The organism is Rheinheimera sp., from assembly GCF_036782235.1.
GTDB lineage: Bacteria > Pseudomonadota > Gammaproteobacteria > Enterobacterales > Alteromonadaceae > Pararheinheimera.
The window spans coordinates 43,871-64,713 of record NZ_DAIPZL010000012.1 but is presented as its reverse complement, the minus strand read 5'-3'; the positions used below and the strand labels follow the sequence as shown (position 1 = coordinate 64,713).

The 20,843-nt window shown below is 50.3% G+C and carries 11 protein-coding genes; 5 read left to right on the top strand and 6 right to left on the bottom strand.

Annotation, left to right across the window (positions count from 1 at the left end; all coding sequences use genetic code 11):
• Positions 1 to 179: 179 nt before the first annotated feature.
• Both V7P87_RS13090 and V7P87_RS13085 read right to left on the bottom strand, forming a co-directional pair.
• Positions 180 to 1,568 carry a sigma-54-dependent transcriptional regulator gene (locus V7P87_RS13090; RefSeq protein WP_333797830.1) on the bottom strand — a complete coding sequence of 463 codons (1,389 nt, stop codon included), beginning with the start codon at positions 1,566 to 1,568 and terminating at the stop codon, positions 180 to 182.
• Positions 1,569 to 1,571: 3 nt separating this feature from the next.
• A complete protein-coding gene (locus V7P87_RS13085; RefSeq protein ID WP_333797829.1) occupies positions 1,572 to 3,473 on the bottom strand; it encodes a sensor histidine kinase in 1,902 nt (633 codons plus the stop codon).
• 320 nt (positions 3,474 to 3,793) lie between these two features.
• Here V7P87_RS13085 and V7P87_RS13080 point away from each other — a divergent pair, with 320 nt between their 5' ends.
• From V7P87_RS13080 to V7P87_RS13065, 4 genes are all read left to right on the top strand, one after another.
• The gene (locus tag V7P87_RS13080) at positions 3,794 to 5,221 is read left to right on the top strand and encodes a cytochrome ubiquinol oxidase subunit I (RefSeq protein ID WP_333797828.1); all 1,428 of its coding nucleotides are present in this window, start codon (positions 3,794 to 3,796) and stop codon (positions 5,219 to 5,221) included.
• On the top strand, positions 5,221 to 6,252 hold the full coding sequence (gene cydB / locus V7P87_RS13075) for a cytochrome d ubiquinol oxidase subunit II (RefSeq protein ID WP_333797827.1): 1,032 nt from the start codon (positions 5,221 to 5,223) through the stop codon (positions 6,250 to 6,252). The genes V7P87_RS13080 and cydB overlap by 1 nt, the downstream gene beginning before the upstream one ends.
• Before the next feature lie 380 nt (positions 6,253 to 6,632).
• Positions 6,633 to 6,950: a hypothetical protein gene (locus tag V7P87_RS13070; RefSeq protein WP_333797826.1), complete on the top strand. Its 318-nt coding sequence runs from the start codon at positions 6,633 to 6,635 to the stop codon at positions 6,948 to 6,950.
• Between the two features lie 109 nt (positions 6,951 to 7,059).
• Complete coding sequence (locus tag V7P87_RS13065) at positions 7,060 to 7,623, top strand: CBS domain-containing protein (RefSeq protein WP_333797825.1); 564 nt, start codon at positions 7,060 to 7,062, stop codon at positions 7,621 to 7,623.
• Positions 7,624 to 7,796: 173 nt separating this feature from the next.
• On the opposite strand, the gene V7P87_RS13060 is transcribed toward V7P87_RS13065, so the two are convergent.
• The 4 genes from V7P87_RS13060 to V7P87_RS13045 all read right to left on the bottom strand — a co-directional run bounded on the left by V7P87_RS13060 (position 7,797) and on the right by V7P87_RS13045 (position 13,975).
• Positions 7,797 to 8,042, bottom strand: coding sequence for an MbcA/ParS/Xre antitoxin family protein (locus V7P87_RS13060; RefSeq protein WP_260656929.1), 246 nt, complete (start codon positions 8,040 to 8,042; stop codon positions 7,797 to 7,799).
• Between the two features lie 202 nt (positions 8,043 to 8,244).
• Positions 8,245 to 10,425 (bottom strand): prolyl oligopeptidase family serine peptidase, encoded by a 2,181-nt coding sequence (locus tag V7P87_RS13055; RefSeq protein WP_333797824.1) that lies wholly within the window; start codon positions 10,423 to 10,425, stop codon positions 8,245 to 8,247.
• Positions 10,426 to 10,545: 120 nt separating this feature from the next.
• Positions 10,546 to 11,685 (bottom strand): hypothetical protein, encoded by a 1,140-nt coding sequence (locus V7P87_RS13050; protein WP_333797823.1) that lies wholly within the window; start codon positions 11,683 to 11,685, stop codon positions 10,546 to 10,548.
• A gap of 49 nt (positions 11,686 to 11,734) precedes the next feature.
• Positions 11,735 to 13,975 carry a TonB-dependent receptor gene (locus V7P87_RS13045; RefSeq protein WP_333797822.1) on the bottom strand — a complete coding sequence of 747 codons (2,241 nt, stop codon included), beginning with the start codon at positions 13,973 to 13,975 and terminating at the stop codon, positions 11,735 to 11,737.
• A 242-nt stretch (positions 13,976 to 14,217) separates the two neighbouring features.
• Here V7P87_RS13045 and V7P87_RS13040 point away from each other — a divergent pair, with 242 nt between their 5' ends.
• Positions 14,218 to 20,775: a response regulator gene (locus V7P87_RS13040; protein ID WP_333797821.1), complete on the top strand. Its 6,558-nt coding sequence runs from the start codon at positions 14,218 to 14,220 to the stop codon at positions 20,773 to 20,775.
• Positions 20,776 to 20,843: the final 68 nt, after the last annotated feature.

The window sequence follows — 20,843 nt, the reverse complement described above, 5'->3', positions numbered from 1 at the left end:
CATAAATAACAAACTGATACCAAACAGCAGAAAACGTGGTTGTGATAAAAAAATACCATCAAAACAACGTCCGGCGTCCCTGCCAAAGCGGGTCAGCAGATTATCTGACCACTGCAGAACAAACAACAACAAAACCACACATAGCGAACAAATCACCACAACTTATCAGGTGAAAACTTTCAGTCCTCAACCCCCATTTGTTGCAGGCCATAACGCTCAATTTTTTTCAGCAGCCCCTGGCGCGATAACCCCAAAACGCGGGCGGCCTGGCTGCGGTTGCCCTGCGACTCCAGCAGGGCCTGGGTTAATAAGCTGACTTCCAGCTGTCGCACCTGCTCATCAAGCGACAGACCAGGGCTTGCCAACAGCGGCGTCGCTGCTGCTGTTTGCTGCGGGGTTAAGTGTAACAACTGAATATCCGAAAGGGTCACCACCCCACCCTGGGCTATTGCCAGCACACTTTCTAAGGTGTTTTTCAGCTCCCGCACATTGCCTGGGAAAGTTTGTTGTAAAAACCAGGCCATGGCTTCGGGTGATAACTGAATGTCCGCCGGATGCTGCTGTAAAAACCGTTGAATTAACAGGGGAATATCTTCGCGCCTTTCATCAAGAGCCGGGGTTTCCAGCGTAATACCTTTAATGCGGTAATATAAATCCTCACGGAATTTGCCCTGGCGCACCAGCTCAGGCAATACCGCATTGGTGGCGCTAATCAGCCGTACATCAATCTGTTTTTGCTCGCGCCCACCCACAGGATAAAAAGTACCTTCCTGTAATACTCGCAGCATTTTGACCTGCATTGGCAGCGGCATTTCGCCAATTTCATCCAAAAACAAAGTGCCGCCGTTGGCCAGGCTTAACAGCCCTTGCCGGTCTTTGTCGGCGCCGGTAAAAGCGCCTTTCACATACCCAAAGAGCTCACTTTCTAACAGTTCAGCCGGAATAGCGCCACAATGCACAGAGACAAAAGGCCCTTTGCTACGCAAACTCAGCTGATGTAACACCCGCGATACCACTTCTTTGCCGGTACCGGACGGGCCTGTCACCAGCACCCGCACTTCGGTGGGCGCAATCCGCTGCACCAGAGTGCGGATATTGTCCATTTGCCTGGAAACACCCACCAGCTGCGACAACACATCAGTCGGCTGATGATGCCTTTTGAGTAAGGTCAGTTCGCGGGACAGCTGATGTTTGCTGATAGCGCGTTTTACCACCACCGCCAGCATATCGGGGTCCACAGGTTTGGCGAGAAAATCCCAGGCGCCCAGGCTGATGGCTTTGAGTGCCAGCTCACGCTCGGCGTGGCCTGTCATAATAATCACCGGCTGCGCGGTAAATTCCGCTAAAGCCAACAGTGTTGCCTGAGGATCAAAAGCCGGTGGCAACGACAAATCCAGCAAAATTAAATCAAAACTCTGCGCGGCCAGCTGGGTTCTGGCAGTGGCTAAATCGGCCACCGACACCACCTGATGGCCTTGTTGCGTTAAAAAACGCTCGGCTAATAAGCGAAAAGCCGGCTCATCATCCACCAGCAAAATACGCGCTATGTCAAAACGTTCCAACGTCATTCATCAGGCTCCGGGAAAACAAATTTCAAAACTGACAGGCCAGCCCAGGTCAGTACGATGGCAAATAGTGCCGCCATGGGCAGCAACAATGCGTTGCACTATGGCAAGGCCCAGGCCACTGCCGCCCGCTCTTTTGCTGACAAAAGGCCGGAACAACCGGCTCTCAATGGCAGGGTCCAGCGCCGGGCCATTGTTATGCAGGCGCAACACTACAGAGCGGCTGCCATTGTTTTGTGTGGCTGCATCGGCTTCAATACAGAGCTCTGCTGCTGGCGCGTTGCGTAAAAACGCCAGTGCGTTGTCAATCAGGTTAATCAGCACTTGCTGTAACCGCATAGCGTCCGCCTGCAGCCAGAGATCTGGCGAAATGCGTAAATCTAACTGCACTTCACCAAGCTCACACTGCGCCAGCACACCCTGCACCAGAGCTAACAACTGCAACTGTTGCCTCTGCAACTGCAGGTTACCGGCATACACCAGCATATCGGCAATCAGTCGGTCGGCTCTTTTCAGCTGGGTTTGAATATGACCTTTGAGTTCGGCGTCTACAGCAGCAGACGCCATCGAAATAATATTCAGTGGGTTACGCAGCTCATGCGCCATAGAGGCGGCCAGCGCGCCAAGCTCCACCAGATGTTGCTGGCTCAGGCGGCTTTTTTCTGCCTCGGCCAGCGCCAGAGAGCGTTCCAGATTGGTACAGCTACTTTGTAATAAAGAGCCAAAGACTTCAGTGGTCAGCTGCATGCCAGGGGTGAGTTCAGTGTGCGGGCTATACACAAAATGCCAGCCGTCCTGCTGCGCTTTACAACAAAGCTGCAGCGCTGCTGTGCCAGGGCCGCTCTGCGCCAGTAGCCTGTCGCCCTGCTGCAACCTGATTTGAAGCGGTTGTTTCAGCGGCTGACTCACCAGCGCCGCCGCCACATCCGCCAGTGCCTGCCATTGTTGTGGTTTGGACAATTCACTGAGCCAGGAGCTGACCATCTGCTGACTGAGCGCAACCCCAGGGTAAATTAATCTTTCGGCTAACCGGCTTAAAGGCCGGTAACAGGCGGCCGCCAGCAACAATAATAACGATGAATATAACCACAGCTGCCAGCCGGGCACTGCGGCAAGCGCCGGCATCCCAAGCTGACCAAACAGGGCGCTAATCAGCCCCATCAGCAGCAGCAGCAACAGCCCCATCACCAGCACAAATAAAGCTCTGCTGGCAAAAGCGTTCACCGCCAGCATCTGATAACGCACCACACTGTACACCAGCAGCAGCAGATAACCCGGCAGCAGCAACATAGGATAGGGATACCAGTCGAGCCCAAGTGACGGCAACACAAAACTGCTGGCCAGCAGCAAACCTAAACCGGCGCTGACACTGATGGCGGCAATGGTGCGGCGTTTATTGCCACTACTGTTGCGCCAGCCCTGCCAAAGCACCCCATGGGCCAGTACACCAAGCGCGACTGTGTACAGCAGATTCACCCAGCCAAAACCGCTAAACAGGAAAAACTGCGGCAACTGCGCTGCAGGTTGTACAGTGGCAGAGGGTTGGGACCAGCTTAATAAAGTGACCAGGATCGAGGTTAAAAACAGCAGGGGTAACAGCGTTTTGAGCCTGGAAATACCGGAATCAGCCGTGGCATTTTTGCCATCGGCAACAAAATACAAGGCAAATTGCAGATAAAAGGCCGGCATCAACGGATTGGCCAGGATCAGCGCCTTCCCCACCAGCCAGAATTGGTGTTGCAGCGCCAGATGCCCCAGACACCACAACATCAACATCAGACAAAAAGCACTGAGCGGTGATAACAACGGCTGAAACCGGGCATGCCACCATAACCACAAGGCGGTCCAGCCGGCACAGAGGCTGGTTAATAACAGCATCAGTTCAAACAGCAAACTTAAATCCAGCATAAGACTCCGGTTGCAGCTCTTTTATATCAGCTGTCCACACTGTTGACACCTCAAGGCGACAAGAGCGTAAATCAAGTTCACAGTGTGTGCAAGCGATTCCAGAAAACTTGATATAGATCAATGTTTTCACTCAATGATAACAACTGGCCTGATTCTGGCACCTGCACCGTCAACACAAATAAATAACCGGAGTGATTGATGGATATACATATTTTTGTGGTGGAACTGGGTATGGCGCTGTTGCTGTTGTTGTCCAGTGCTTTGGTATGGCAGCTGCCCCACTATCTGGCGCTTGGCCGCAAGGATGAGGAGCGCTGAGCATGGAGATGGACAGCGTACAACTCTCCGCCATTTTATCGCGGATCCAATTTGCCTTTACCGTCAGTTTTCACATCATTTTTCCGTCTATTACCATTGGTCTCGCCACGCTGATTGCGGTGTGGGAAGGTTTATGGTTAAAAACCCGCAACCCTGTGTATCTGCAGCTGGCCAAATTCTGGATCAAACCTTTTGCCATTACCTTTGGCATGGGCGTGGTGTCTGGCATCGTATTGTCTTATGAATTTGGTACCAACTTCTCGAAATTTTCCGAACTGACCGGCGCTGTGCTCGGGCCTTTAATGGCGTACGAAGTGCTGACGGCGTTTTTTCTTGAAGCCGGCTTTTTAGGGGTGATGTTATTTGGCTGGCAAAGGGTCAGCGAACGGATGCACTTTTTTGCCAGCTGCACTGTGGCAGTCGGCACCTGGATCTCAGCTTTTTGGATCATCGCCGCCAACAGCTGGATGCAAACCCCGGCCGGCCATAAAATCGTCAACGGCCGCTTTGAAGTCGAAAGCTGGTTTGCCGTTATTTTTAACCCTTCGATGCCCTATCGGTTATCTCATATGTTGCTGGCAACTATGCTGACCGCCACTTTTGTGGTGATGGCCACCAGTGCCTGGTATCTGCTGAAACAACAACATCAGGCGTTTGCCCGTAAAGGCTTGTCGATGACCTTATGGCTGGCACTGGTACTGGCGCCACTGCAGGCGCTGGTGGGGGATTTTCATGGCCTGAATGTCAAAGAACATCAGCCGGTAAAACTGGCGGCGATGGAAGGGATCTGGCCAGCCCGCGAAGCCAATGTGCCTTATTTGTTATTTGCGATTCCCGACCCGGAGCAGGAAAAAAACCACTTTGAAGTGAAAATTCCGGGTTTGGCCAGCCTGCTGCTGACCCATGACTGGCAGGGTGAATTACAGGGGCTGCAGTCTGTGCCAAAAGCCGACAGACCCAATGTACCCCTGGTGTTTTTTTCGTTTCGGCTGATGGTTGGGCTTGGTCTTTTGATGATCTTTATCGCAGTAGCAGGCTTATGGCTGAGAAAACGTGGCACTTTATATCAAAGTCGCTGGTTTTTGCGGCTGTGCACTGTGATGGCGCCCAGCGGGGTTATTGCAGTGCTGGCGGGCTGGTATGTAGTGGAAGTGGGTCGTCAGCCCTGGCTGGTGCAAGGTTTAGTGCGCACTATGGATGTGGTCTCTCCTTTGCCTGCGGAGCGGGTGGCCTTGTCCCTGACTTTATTTGTACTGACGTACAGCCTGCTGTTTGGCGTGTATCTGTATTTTTTCCGCAAACTGGTCAAAAAAGGTCCGCCTGAACTGGCCGATTTGCAGCAGTTAAAAGTAGGGGTAAAAGCGTCAGGTTATGCCGTAGCATTTACCAAAAACCTCGCCGACGAAACAAAACACCAGGGAGCACATTAATGGATATCAGCTTGTTTTATTTCCTGTTATTGGGTTTTGCCATTCTGATGTATGTGCTGTTGGATGGTTTTGATTTGGGTATTGGCATTTTATATCCCTGGTTTAATTCAGATGCCGAGCACGACCATCTGATGCGCTCTGTTTCACACGTCTGGGATGGCAACGAAACCTGGCTGGTGTTTGGTGGTGTCATATTGTTTGGTGCTTTTCCGACGGCTTATGCCCAGTTATTGTCGACTTTATATCTGCCCATTATGTTGATGCTGATTGGCTTGATTTTCCGTGGTGTTGCTTTTGAATACCGCTTTAAGTCACACAGCTCCAAAGTGTGGTGGAGCCGCGCTTTTGCACTGGGTTCTACCCTGGCGGCATTTTGTCAGGGACTGATGCTGGGTGCAGTGGTACAAGGTGTACCTGCAGATGCCCTTGGCGCTAACAGCCTGCAGCTGGTCACGCCCTTTTCACTTTTTACCGCAGTGTCTGTGGTGGCTGGTTACGCCCTGCTGGGCTGCGCTTATCTGGTGATGAAAAGCCGCGGGGCTATTCAGCACAAAGCGGCGCAGCGCGGGCGTGTGCTGGTCTGGGTGGTGATGCTGGCGATGGCGCTGGTCAGCCTCTTTACCGTGCTCAGCGACGACTTGATCTGGCAACGCTGGTTTGGCGGCTGGCAAACCTTGTGGTTGTTACCTTTGCCACTGCTGGCACTGGCAGCAGCCAGATTGTTGTATCGCGACCTTGGCCGGGTGCGCAAAAGCCATCACAACAAAGAGCAGGTGACAGAAAAACACGAGGATAGGCCTTTTTGGCTTGCAGTCAGTTTATTTGTGCTTGCTTTTGCTGGCTTACTGGTCAGTTTATTCCCTTACCTGCTGCCACGTCAGCTGAGTTATCAACAAGCGGTAGCGCCTGAACACAGTCTGTGGTTTATGCTGCCTGGTGTGCTGATTTTTGTGCCGCTTATTCTGGCGTACACCCTGTGGGGTTATCGCATTTTTGCCGGCAAAGTCGAAGATTTTGAGGAGGGTTATTAATGTTTGCCAACCACAACAGTGTTTGCGGGCAGAAATTTTTGGTCACTGGTCGCAATTTTTACCGCAGGCTCAATAAAAAATTAACGGCGCCCCAATGGTTTTTGCTGTTATACCTTGTGGGTACAGTCTCTTTACTCATTGTTGTATTTTTACTGAAATTAGCGATGAAATTTATCTAAATCAGCGAAAATCACTGAGGCGGAATTTTGATTCCGCCTCAGCTTTTGTCAACTTTATTGACCTGGATCAGGCTTTTCCCGTTCTTCAGCCTTGACTTTATTTTCGACAACAGCAGGTTTTGGCGATTGCTATTTTAAATTAGCCGCTGCTATAGTCAGGTCATGGCAGTGTAGTACCGCCAATTTCCGGGATGTCAGGTTATGCGCTGGTTTCACCTTTTTATCACTATCATTTATCTGAGTGTGCTGTTTTCACCACCAGTGAAAGCGGTCACTGCCAGTCGTGTTGATGTGATAAGCGGCGGTATCGCCAGTCAGCAAGCCATTATGCCGCTTTCCCAACATCTTGCATCAGGCCAGCTTGAATTTAACGACAGTCCTGATGATTTGGCTTTGTGCAGCAAAGCTACCCTTCATATCGCCAGCACCTCTAACGCTGTGCCTGTTTTTGTTGTCACCGAACCTCCGATCAACAGAGCCATTGCCGCTCAACCACGCGCTCCACCAGCCCATCACTGATTGTTCATTTTGTTGTTGTTTTAAATTTTGCCGCTGATACAAAGCGCAAAATCACCTATCAAATGAATTCGCAATGACTGCCTCTGAGTCATTGTCTGTGAGGTATACCATGAGAACATTAACTGCTTATACGCTGGACCAGATCGATCACTTAGTACAACCTGCTGAATTTCAGGATGCCACCTTAAAATCTCCGGCTCTGAGTGTCTTTACCGACTTCAGAACCAATAACCCTATGCTGCTGGATGAAAGTACACCGGCTCTTGAAGCTGAAGAAATGATGCGGAACGAACACAGCCAGCTGAAACTGGTGGTGGATGCCAGCCGCGAAATGGTTGGGGTGTTAAGTAACGACAGATTCAGCAGCCAGCATCTGATGCGGTTGGTGAATAAAGACGTGAAAGCCAAAGACTTAAAAGTGAAAGACGTGATGCACCCAAGAGCCGAAGTGATGGGTTTGTCTTATCAGCAGCTGCAACACTGCACTGTCGGTGACGTGCTGAACACCTTGCAAAAAGCCGGTGAACCTTATGCCGTGGTTGTTGACCATGAACAACATCAAATCCGCGGTATTATTTCCGCCCGCGATATCACGGCCAGGTTGCATATAGCCCCAGTGCAAATTGAAAAAACACCGACTTTGCTCAATGTACTGGAACTGGCCAGCGCCTGATACCACATTGACCACCCGCATAAAAAAACCGGCTATTGCCGGTTTTTTTATTCACCCAAAGCTATGAATTCATGCCCGGGAGATTCTGCCCCTCTGCTGTATCAGACTGTTTTTAGCAGCCTGCTTTTCTCATTCTGCCTTTTTCAGCCTGTTCGCCGGCTTTGATCCAGCCATTAACCGCCATAATCATCCTGCATCCGGTACATTAAATCGGTCAGATACTGCACGCCATTTTCTGCAGAAAGTGCCGACAGTGGTGTTTGCCCCATGGTATAGGCATTGGTACTGGTCAGCCACTGGGCAAACAGCTGATCCGATCCAAAATATGCCAGTCCTTGTTGGTAAAACTGCTCCGCTTGTTGCGGGTCAATTGCATGTGAACGAATAAGCCGAAGTGCGTTTTCAGAAACCGTAGCCATAGCATCACCTCCGTCGGAATTGGGTTTTAACTATAGTCAAGGATAAAGCGCCGGGCTTGATTTAGATCAGTAAAGTGCCCTGCTGTTGCAAAGCAGGCTTTACATGCCGCCGGCCCAAAAAGAAAAAGGTGGAAAAACCACCTTTATTTCTGAAACTTAGGGCACTGCGGTCATCGCAGTGCCCCTGATAACTGCCACAGAATTATTTTGCGGCTGGTAAAGCAGTGACACCCATATTAAACAGGGTAAAACCAAAAGCATCAGCGGCCTGTTCAATGGTTTTTGACACTGGTGTGCCGGCACCATGGCCTGCATTGGTTTCAATACGGATCAGCTGTGGGTTGTTGCCCCCGGCTTTGGCCTGCAGCTCAGCCGCAAACTTAAAGCTGTGCGCCGGTACTACACGGTCATCATGGTCGCCTGTGGTGACCATAGTGGCCGGATAAGCCACACCTGCTTTGACGTTATGCACAGGTGAATAACCTTTCAGATATTCAAACATCTCTTTGGATTGCTCAGCGGTACCATAGTCATAAGCCCAGCCGGCGCCCGCCGTGAAAGTGTGGTAACGCAGCATATCCAGTACACCGACTGCCGGTAATGCCACTTGCATTAAGTCAGGACGTTGTGTCATGACTGCACCCACTAACAAACCACCGTTTGAACCACCACTAATGGCTAACTTATTGTTTGACGTGTATTTATTAGCAATCAGGTATTCACCGGCCGCAATAAAATCATCAAACACATTTTGTTTTTTCAGCTGAATACCGGCGTTGTGCCATTCTTTGCCGTATTCACCACCACCACGCAGGTTAGGCACGGCATAAATACCGCCCATTTCCATCCACACCAGATTCGACACGCTGAATCTTGGCGTCAGGCTAACGTTAAAACCGCCGTAACCATACAACATGGTTGGGTTGGTACCGTCCAGTTGTAAACCTTTTTTATGGGTGATAATCATCGGCACCTTAGTACCGTCTTTGCTGGTGTAAAACACCTGCCTGGACTCATAATCGTCACTGTTAAACTTCACTGCAGGTTTAAAATACACCGCAGATTCGCCGGTTTTTGGGTTATAGCTGTAGCTGGTGCCCGGTGTGCTGTAGTTGGTGAAGCTGTAATACAACACTTCATCTTTGGTTTTGCCGTTAAAACCAGCGACTGAGCCCACGCCCGGCAGCTGAATATCCCGCACCAGTTTGCCGTCTAAGTTGTATTGCTGCACTTTAGAAACAGCATCCACCATATAGTTGGCAAAAAGTGCACCGGCACCTTTGCTGACACCCAGCACATTTTTGCTTTCAGGAATAATATCAACCCACTGATCCTGCGAAGGTTTAGTGGCATCAATCATAATAAGGCGATTGTTTGGTGCTTTAAAGTTGGTCTCAAAATACAGCTTGTCACCGACACTGGTCACCAGCTGATAGTCTGAACTGCCTTCAGCATCTAAGGTAATAAAAGCGCTGTCTGCTTTGGTTAAGTCTTTAATAAACAGTTTGTTACCTGAAGTTGCATTGGCTGCAGTGACCACCAGATATTTACCGTCATCGGTCACCTGAGCACCCACATAACGGTGTTTTTCCGCTTCGGTGGCACCAAACAGCACCTGATCATCTTTTTGCGCTGTACCTAACTTGTGGTAATACAGCTTGTGCTGATCGGTTTTGGCCGACAGTTCGCTACCTTCTGGTTTGTCATAACTGGAATAGAAGAAACCTTCGTTGCCTTTCCAGGCAATACCGGAGAATTTGACATCCACCAGCTCTGCTTCCAGCTGCTCTTTGCTTTCGGCATTGATAATACGGATTTTGCGCCAGTCGCTGCCGCCTTCAGAAATCGCATACGCCGCCAGGCTGCCGTCTTCGGTAAACTGTAAGTCAGCCAATGAAGTGGTGCCATCTGCGGAAAAAGTATTAGGGTCGAGGAACACTTCAGGCTCAGCGCCTTCTTTCTGACGGTAAATTACCGACTGATTTTGCAGGCCGTCATTTTTGGAAAAATAGTTATAGGCACCTTCTTTACTTGGTGTGCCGATTTTTTCGTAGTTCCAAAGCTCAGTCAGACGTTGTTTAATTTGTTCGCGGTAGCTGATTTGCGCCAGGTAATCAAAAGTGACTTTGTTTTGTGCTTTCACCCATTCGCCGGTTTCGGCGCTGCGATCATCTTCCAGCCAGCGGTAAGGATCGGCCACCTGAGTTTCAAAATAACTGTCAACCACATCACCTTGTTTGGTCGGTGCATACTGCGGTTTGGCAGCAGGGGCTTTTGCCGGGGTTTCAACGGCGGTAGCCGGGCTGGTTTGAGCAGTTTCAGGTTTTGGGCCACAGGCAGTTAATAACGCCAGTGACAGCGCACTTACGGCAAAATACTTCATCAGGTTCTCCGGTTTTTGTTCGAGTAGGAACCGGAGCATAACAAAATTGCAACCACAGACCAAACATTGCGATTGGCACCACAAAAATCAGGTTTAATGCCAACCGCAACTGAGGTTTGTTTAGGATGGGAATATTTTTAAGTCGGTATTAAAACCAAATAATTTGCCGGACCAGATAAACACCTGCCATACCAGCACCCCAAAAGGGATATAACCAAAATAACCCAGCAGCGGCATTTCAGAAAACAAGTGGATCACATCCACATAAGGGATGTTGTAGACCCAGAAATTCGGATTGGTCACCGGCTCCTTGACAAAATAATTGCTACCGTGGTTCCAGAATTCCCAGAACAGGCCATTGATTAACGACGCCATGCCAATTAATAAACCCGCACTCCAGTCGCCCTGTTTGATGTCGGTAAAAGGATTCCAGATCCCCAGTTTTAGCAAGATGCCTGTCATCACGGCAAAAGGCCCAATCCACACCACCCAAAACAGCGGGTAAGGCAACAGTACCATCAGGCCAATCAGTAAAGCACCAATAGCAATCAGCCAGTTGCCGTTTAAATTAAGCGCCGGGCCATTTTTATAACGCGCCACCAGTTTAGGGAAAGTATTTAACAGGCAATACCACTCAAGGATCACCGGGGTTACAGTGCTGTACGTCAGCAAAAACTCCAGCACCAGCACGGTATGAGACCAGGGCGCGGCGTTGGAATCCGGGTAATACCAGTTGGCCAGCACAAAATAATCGTAATATTCAAAATAGGCCCAGCCGACGATGGACACGAGTGCCGCCAGCAACACCAAGCCGGGCTGACGTGAACACATGGAGGCACCGTTATTGCGATGATAAACCAGACCATCGAGCAGCAGAATAAAACCCCACCACAGCGGAGTAAAAGCCCAAAACACCAGATCGCCAAAGGCGGTGGAATGACTCCACATCAACGCCCAGAAAAACAGCGTGACCACAGTGCCCAGATAAAACCACCAGGGCAAAGGTTTTTTTGCCGCAGCAGGTTTGGGGGCGGCGCCTTTAAATCCCATCAGCTTTGGCAAAAACATCATGCAGCTGATCCAGACAGCACCCACAGCCACAGCGATAAAATACCAAAGGTTAAAGCCCGGCGCCTCTGCCACAAACTGCGGCGGAAACTCGCCAAAACCAGGCGGTAAATGGGTGGGATACACAAACCAGGACACCAGCAGTGGCAACACTAAGGTTGCCAGCACCGGCCAAAGCAGTTGAAAGCGCATAAATAGTTCCTTGTTGTTATCATCAGACCTTCCGTGAACTGCGCTTCAGTTAAAACTGATAAGTAACCCCCAGTCCCAGTTGCCGGGCTTCACCACGCAATTCAGTGACTGCTGCCAAAGCAGCAATAGAATCAAATCTAAGCTCGGTATACTCTTTGTTCAACAGATTTTTGCCAAAGACGGACACTTCAAGCGCTGGCATCGGCTGATAAGACAATCTGCTGTGCCACAGCGTATAACCCTGTTGTTGGGTATAAGGATTTTCGTACTGATCAAAATAAAAATCCGATAAATAAACAAATCCAAGCTGGAACTGCAGATCGTGCAGCACACCGGAGAAGTCATAACTGAATTGTCCACTGGCCATCCATTCAGAGGTAAAAGGCAAACGGTTTTCCGGCACCAGCACAGCTTCGGTCTGATATTTCCCCAGTTTAGCTTTAGGCAAATGGCCTAAAGTCAGCTCCAGCTGCATCGCCGGGTCAATACGCCAGTTCAGCTCAGCTTCGAGGCCGTAAATCTGCGAATCACCGGCATTTTTCAGCACATGATAAGGTGCTGGCCCTGAGGTTTGATTGACAAAAACCTGCTGGTCCTGATAGTCGTAATAAAAGGCTGCCCAGTCAAAACGCACAGTTGTTTTTTCAGACTGCCAGTGACCGCCAATTTCCCAGGCATTGAGCCTTTCCGGCGCATAAGCAGAATCTGCCGCCTGTGCCGGACTGGTGGCATAACCGGCGTTATAACCACCGGCTTTAAAGCCGCGTGACAGGCTGTAATACAGGCTGTGGCTGTCACTGAGTTTTTGCAGCAGCGCCACCTTACCCGACCATTCGTTGTCTTTGACTTCACCCGTCAAATCCCACAAGGCCGGAATAAATACCGGCACCAAAGCTAAATCAGCTTTTGCCTGGTACTGGTTTTTTTCGCGGGTATAACGCCCGCCCAGCAGCACACTGAAGCTGTTATTCAGGCTTTGTTCCCACTGGCTGTACGCCGACCAGGAACTGTTCTCGAGTTTGTTGTGGTAAAAAAACTGCGCCGGTATCCCGGCCAGCGCCTCAATGGCACGGAAATCGCGGAACAAATCCAAGTCGTTGTGCTGTGTTAAGGCTTCATCCAGATAAAACAGCCCTGAAGTCCAGAAACTGCCGTCCCCTTCGACCGCCAGACTCAGCTCCTGCGAGAAAAACTCATTGTCGGAGTCAAAACTGCCTTCGATAAAATTGCCCGGGCCGTCTGAATCAAAAGAATGGAAACGGTCCAGACTTTTATGCGCAGTCACAGATTTCAGCTGATAACCTGGCGCAAGTTCGGCGGTTAACTTCAGACTGGCACCATAACTTTCGGTGTCGTGTTTTTTATCAAAGGTGTCGGCCACAGTCTGCCAATAATCATCACTGGGTACAGCATAACCAAAAGCGTCAACACAACGTCTGCTGCCAACATCGGCCAAAGCACAAAGGCTGCCACTGCCGTCATTTTTTAAAATACCGGCACTGTAAATAGGCTTAGGGGCCCCTTGAATATTTTCACTGTGCAGCTTCAGATTCAGGCTAAAGTGCTCAAAATCACTGTGGATAATCAGCCGGGCATTGTTATGGCGCATGCCTCCGTCCTGCCCCAGCGGGAACAGGTTCTGCATACTGTATTGGTAATCCTGATGATTGACGGCCAAACGTGCCGAAGTTTGTTCACCCAAAGGTGCATTGACCGCGGCCGTCAGCTGGCGGCTATGATGTTCGGCGACATCCACACTGACATAACCGCCAAACTCAGCTTCCGGTTGGCGCGACATCAACAAAATGGCACCACCTGTGGTGTTGCGGCCAAATAAAGTACCTTGCGGCCCACGGAGCACGTCAACCTGCTGCAAATCAAACAGGCTGCTGCTTAAAAAGTTGGCACCACCACTGACCACATCATCGCTATAGATTGAAATAGGCGACACAGTGGAAGTGTTGTAGTCAAACATGCCCACACCACGGATATTAAAAGAAGGAGTGGTGCCCTCACCAGCCACATTAGACGCCATTAAATTGGGTGCCAGGCCAGATAAGGCTGTACTGCTCTGGATACGGCGCTGCGCCAGGGCCTCACCATCCAGACTGGTGACGGCCACACTCACTTCAGTTTTGTCCTGAGCACGGCGCTGGGCATAGACAGTAATCACTTCCAGCTCATCCGCTGTGGTGGTGGCATCTGGAGGCGCCACTGTGGTTTCAGCTGCAGTGGCCGAAAATAAAAAGAACATGGCAGGCGCCATGGTGAACAGGCTCGGATTGGTCATTGCAAGTCCAAATTTATCAAACAAATTGGCGATCACTTGCCACTGAACACATCCTGCTGTGCACGGGAATGATGGTGAAATCAGCTGACATTGTAGTTGCCGCTACCGCTTAGCGCAAAAATAGCATAGAACTACCCCTAACAAGATGAAAATGCTGCAGACTTTCCCTTTATTCTTTCCAATTAAATGCATAAGCTGGAACTAATATCCGCCATTTCCCGCTTAAAAACGGAATTTTATTTATGTTGTCATCGAAACAGCTGCAACAAGTTGCCGAATTAGCGCCTTTATCAGCTTATGCCAGACTATACAGCGCCAGATTAAATCAACAAGAGGTGCTGATCAAACAACTGGATAAAAACAGGCCGCCTTTGTCGCTGCAGCTGCAACAATTTCCGTCAGCTTTGCCTGCGCCATTACAACAAAGCTCAGATAATCAGACCGATTATTTCTGTTATGCCAAAGCGGATTTACCCTTTCATTTTGAACAACTTTGCCAGCAGCTGCCGCAGGGCGATGTAGCGGCGCAGCTGCAACTGATGTTACAACTGGCGCGGCTACTGGCCAGATTCCACCAACACCAACTGGTGATAGGGGCCTTAAGACCCAATGCCATTTATCAAAAAGCCGACAACAAAGAGCTGGTGCTGCTCGATACCAGTCAGGTGGCAGCTATTAAATCAGTGCAAAGCCTGCGCCTGCATAACCAGAGTGATCTCAATATGCTGCGCACTCTGGCGCCTGAAGCTACAGGCCGGGTCAACGCTGCTTTGGATCAGCGCACCGATTTATACAGCCTGGGGGTGTTGTTTTACCGTATCGTCGCCGGTGTTTATCCTTTTGCCCAGCAACAGCCGCTGGAGCTGGTGTACGCCCATATCGCTCTGCCTCCAGCACCTTTAACCATGGTACCGGCCAGTCTGGCTGCACTGGTGCTGACCTTATTACAAAAAAATCCAAATCAGCGTTACAGCCATATCAACGGTGTATTACATGATCTGGCTTTGATGCAGCAACAGTGGCAACAGCTGCATCAAATTGAATTGCCAGCACTTTCACTGCGGCTGGGCCATCAGCAACTGCAGTTTTCCGGCCAGTTGTATGGCCGTGAACAACAGCAGGCCCAATTGGCCGACTGGTACAAAATGGTCAGACAGCAAGGACAAAACCAGCTGGTGCTGATTGAAGGTTCATCCGGTGTTGGCAAAAGCACACTGATAGAGCAACTGTACCGGCAGACGCTGGCCGAGCGGCCGCATTTTTGCCGTGGTAAGTTTGACCAGTACCAGCGCAACCAGTTGTACAGCGCCTTACAACAAATTCTGACTGAACTTGCCGAACAACTGCTGCAGGAGCCCGAACAACAACTGCGCCACTGGCAACAAGAATTACAACAAGCAGTTGGCAACGACGCCCCGCTGTTATTAAGCCTGGTGCCGGCGCTGCAACCTTTATTGCCTGAAAGTACTCCGCCTTTGCTGGCAGCTAAAACCGGCAACGACCACAACTTTGACCAGTTGTTGCTGCGGTTTTTCCGCGTGGTTGCAAGCACCAGTGCCCAGGAACAAAGGCCACTGGTGCTATTGCTGGATGATTTGCAGTGGGCCGATGTATCCAGTTTACGCTTGTTACAGAGCCTGATGACCGACGATCAGATCAAAGGAGTGATGCTGATTTTGTCGTATCGCGACAATGAAATGGATGCAGTACATCCGGTACGGCATTTATTAAATCAGCTGCAACAAGCCGGCGTGCAGCCACAGCAACTGCAGCTGGATTCGCTAGATTTAGCCGCAGTGACGGCTTTATTGGCCGACACCCTGCAGCAGCCGGCAGCACAGGTCAGCGACTTTGCCACCTTATTGATCAGTAAAACCAGCGGTAACCCGTTTTTTGTCCGGCAGTTTTTATTAACGCTGCAACAGCAACAGTTACTCAGTTGTGATGTCAACGGCAACTGGCACTGGGATCTGACGCAAATTGCCCAGCAAAATATCACCGACAATCTGGTCGAACTGACAGCCCAACGTTTTGCACAATTATCACCCCAGGCGCGGCAGCTGCTGAAAGTGGCCGCCTTGTTGGGTGAAAAAGCAGATACCGCTTTATTGGCCGCTGTGCTGAAACACAATGATGACCAGCTGGAGCCCTTAATTGCCGAAGTAGTTGAAAGCGGCATTATGACAGCCTATCGCAATAACGACGGCCGCATCGGCATGTTGCGTTTTGTCCATGACCGGCTGCAACAAGCCGCTTTTGCCACGGCAGATGCCAATGCTGCCGCATTGCACTTTGCCATCGCCACTTATTATCTGGCGCAAAACGAACCCAACCGGCAGCTTTTTGCATTTATTGACCATTTGAACGCAGCCAAAGATAAAGCGGTGACACATTTTGGTACCGAACAGGTGGCCAGACTGAATTTACAGGCCGGCCAGCAGGCACAGGCCAGCAACGCCTGGCATGACGCCAGCGGTTATTATCAGCGTGCTGCGGATGTGTGCCCGCCAGCACTGGACAGCTTAAAATTTGAAGCTGAACTCGGTCTTGCCAGCTGCCAGTACCTGACCCAACATTATGAAGAGGCCGGGCTGCGCTGCCAGCTGCTGGCTGAACAGGCCAACAACACCTTAAGCCGGATGCAGGTGGCAAAATTACAGATTTTATTGTTGTTTGCCCGCAATGACTTTGTCGCCGCTTTTAGTCTGGCCGAATCTGTGTTGCTGCCGCTTGGGATTGACTTAAGCCAGCGCGACGATATTGCCGGCCGTTATCTGCAGCTGGAACAACTGTACGACAAAAACCACATTGCCGATTTGTACCAGCGCCCCGCCCTGACGGCGCCAGAGCAATTGCTGGCGCTGGAAATTCTCAATTCGTTATTAAGCGTGGCTTATATTGTCAGCCCCTTGCACTATCTGGCTGTCAGTTATGCCATGGTCAGTCTGGCAATTTCCAAGGGGCACTGTGCCACCGCCAGTAAAGCCTATTCCACTTATGCACAGAACCTGAGCGGTGCTTTTGACCAATACAAAGAAGCCCTGGATTTTGCCGATCTGGCCCTTGCCATTAATCAGCAATATCAGGGCAAATTTGCCCCTGAGCTGAACTTCCAGCGTGCCGCCACTGTATTACCCTGGAACGCGCCACTGGCCGACAGTTTAACCTCGCTCGAGCAGAATATTTTTGTTGCCCTGCAACACAGCAACGTGGAATACGCTGTGCATTCGGCGCTGTTCTTCAGTTTTTACCAGGTATTAAGCGGTGCACCTTTATCAGAGGTCGCGGCCAATCTGGATAAATACCGTTACTTCATTGCAGATAAACGTTTTGCCTACAACCTGCAATTTATCCGTTTATGGCAGCAATATGTGCAAATATTGCAGCAAAATAATGGTAATTTGTTGCAACTTTCCGGTGAGGCTTTTGATGAGGATTTGGAAGTTCCGCTGCTAGAGCAAAGCCAGAACGTCACCATTTTATTTTGTTATCACAGCATCAAGCTGATGCTGGCTTATCTGGCCGGCGATGATCAAAACGCCATCCGCCATTATCAGGCGGCTTTGCCGCTGGTGGGTGTTGCCATGTCGTTGTACCACCAGACCGAGTTTTATTTTTTTGCTGCGCTGCTCGCCACCCGGCTTTGCAAACAGCACAATGAACTTGCCACAGAGTGGCGACCACTGGCCGAACAATATCTGGCCTTACTACAAAAATGGTCGGTACGCGCCGGCGCCAATCACCGGCATAAAGTAGCGTTAGTGATGGCTGAACTGAGTGCCATCAACAAAGAAGCCAATGCCTGGCAAGCTTATGACAGAGCAGTAGAACTGGCCCAGCAAAGTGGTTTTAACCAGCATCTGGCGATCAGTCTGGAGCTGACGGCCAATTACTGGCAGTCGCAGGATAAAGCTGATTTTGCCGTGCTTTATCAGCAAAAAGCGCAACAAAGTTATCAGCAGTGGCAGGCGCACAATAAAGTGATGCTGATACAGCAACAACAACCGCAGTTGCAGCAACAAAAACCACAAAGCCAGCTGCTGGACATGGCCTCGGTGCTCAAAGCGGCCGAAACCCTGAGCGGCCAGATTGACCTTGCAGCATTCTTACAGCAAATGATTGATTTAATTGTTGAAAATGCCGGGGCTCAAGCTGGTCATCTGTTATTGCTGGATGATGATCAGCAGCTGCGTCTCAAAGCCTGCTCACCCCAGAGTGCCGCTGGCCGTGTGTTGTCCGGTCAGTTGCAGGCACTGGTTTGCCGCAGTTTGCAGCCCAGGTTGATTAACGACACCAGCAGCGCCAGCCATTTATTGCAGGATTTAGTCAGCAGTTCAGCCCAACAAGCCCTGCCGGCCGCCATCTTATGTATTCCGGTGATTGTCGGTGGCCAGTTATATGGTTTGTTGTATCTGGAGCATTTTGAATTAACCGGTGCTTTCACCGAACAACGTATTAATTTATTGCAGTTGCTGGCCAACCAGACCGCCATTCTGTTTGAAAACACCAGACTGTACCATCAGGTGGTGGCAGCCAATAAAAATCTGGAACAAAAAGTCTGGGAGCGCACCCAGGAGCTGGCATCGGCTAAGATCCGCGCTGAAGACGCCACTGCAGCCAAATCTTCGTTCCTGGCCAGAATGAGCCATGAAATCCGCACCCCGATAAATGCCGTGATCGGCTTAAGCCGGCTGGCCAGCAAAACCGACTTAGATGCCGAGCAGCAGGACTATATAGGCAAAATACAGGAATCCGGTGAGGTGCTGCTGAGCCTGGTGAATGACATTCTTGATTTCTCCAAAATTGAAGCAGGTAAACTGGAGCTGGAACAAACCCGCTTTGCACTGGAAAAAGTGGTACGTCGTGCCGTGAATTTAAATGCACTCAAAGCCCACGCCAAAGGGCTGGAGCTGGTGTGCAACATAGATCCACAAATTCCACCGGCTTTATTGGGCGACCCACTCCGTATTCAACAGGTACTGGTGAACTTAATCAGTAACGCGGTGAAATTCAGCGACAAAGGCGCTATTGGCATTCAGCTACAGCTACTGTCAGCAGAAGGCGATCAGCTAAAAATTCAGGGCTCTGTCAGTGACAACGGCATTGGTATTTCGCCGGAACAACAACAGAGTCTGTTCCAGTCTTTTAGTCAGGCCGACGGTTCCATTACCCGAAAATATGGAGGCTCTGGCCTGGGGCTGGCTATCTGTAAACAGCTCTGTGAACTGATGCAGGGGGATATCTGGCTGGAAAGTGAAGCTGATGTTGGCAGTACTTTTTATTTTAATATGGTGCTTGGCAAAGCACCGGCGTTGCCTGCCAGCAACCAGCACAACCTGCCGCTGGATTTTGGCAAACTCAGAGCACTGGTGGTAGACGACATCAGCCTGGCGCGCACTGTGCTGCTGAGTTTATTGTCTGAGCTGGGCATTAAAGCAGATGAAACCGACAATGGCTATCAGGCCATTGAGCTGGTGCAACAGGCACGTAAGCAAAACCGGCCTTATGATTTTGTACTGATGGACTGGCGGATGCCGGGACTGGATGGCATTGAAACCTCACGTCGTATTCAGCAGCTGGACAACGCACCGCATATTCTGATGGTGTCGGCTTATGATAAAGAGCAGGCCAAAGCCAATTTGCAGGGCGTGAAAATTCATCAGTTTATTGAAAAGCCGGTAAATCATTCGATTTTGCTTGATGCCATTTACAATATGCAGCAACAGCAACAACCTGTGATGCGCCGCCCTGTGGTGCAGGACAGCCAGATCCCGAATTTATCGCCTTACCGTATTTTGTTGGTGGAAGATCATCCAATCAACCGTCAGGTGGCTTTGGGTTTACTCAAAGACAGCAAGGTGCAGGTGGATATTGCCGAAAATGGCGTGTTGGCGCTGCGCCGTTTACAACAGCAAAAATACGATCTGGTGCTGATGGATATTCAGATGCCAGAAATGGATGGTCTGACCGCCACCCGGCAAATCCGTCAGCAACTGTTACTGACCGACCTCCCTATTATTGCGATGACAGCCCATGCCATGCAAAGTGACATAGCCCAGAGCAAAGTGGCGGGCATGAATGAACATTTAACCAAACCTATTGACCCCGAGCAGCTGTACCGCACCCTGCTTTGTTATCTGACACCGGTCAGCAACACAACACAACAGGATAATGACCTGGCGCTCAGTGCTGAAGATCAACAATTATTGTATGCCCTGAGCGGCGTGGCTGAGCTCAACACAACGCAGGCGCAGAAAAATCTGGGTGGCAAAACCCAGTTGTATCTGAACCTGCTGCGGGATTTTGAACTGGAGCACAGGGATCAGGTTCAGCGACTGCAACAGCAGTATCAGCAGCAACAGTGGCAACAACTGCATCTGGATGTTCATTCACTGAAATCAACCAGCGCTTATATTGGGGCTTTTGCGCTGTCACAAAGCTGTCAGCAGGTAGAGACTATGCTGGTTACCGGCACTGTTGATGAACATGCCTTTGGGCAAATGCTGCAACAACTGGCACAACTGCAGCATCAGCTGAGCCAACTGATGCCGTCGCAAACAGAAAAAGCCGTGTTCAACGACCTGGATGCAGTGTTGCAGGCCTTATTGCCGCTGCTGCGTGAGTCTGATTTTGCCGCTGAAGAGCTAGTGCCGGCACTGCTGGAATTGGGCAGGCCTGAGCCATGCTGGCCACAACTTTGTCAGATTGCCGATGAAATCAGTGATGTCGAATATGAAAGAGCTGCAGTACACTGTCAGCAATTGTTGCAACAACGGCAAAAAGCCAGGGAGCTGATTTGACAAGCCTGGCTTTATTGCAAAAACTGAACTTTGTTCAATCGCCAACACCTTGCCGCAACTGTTGGCGT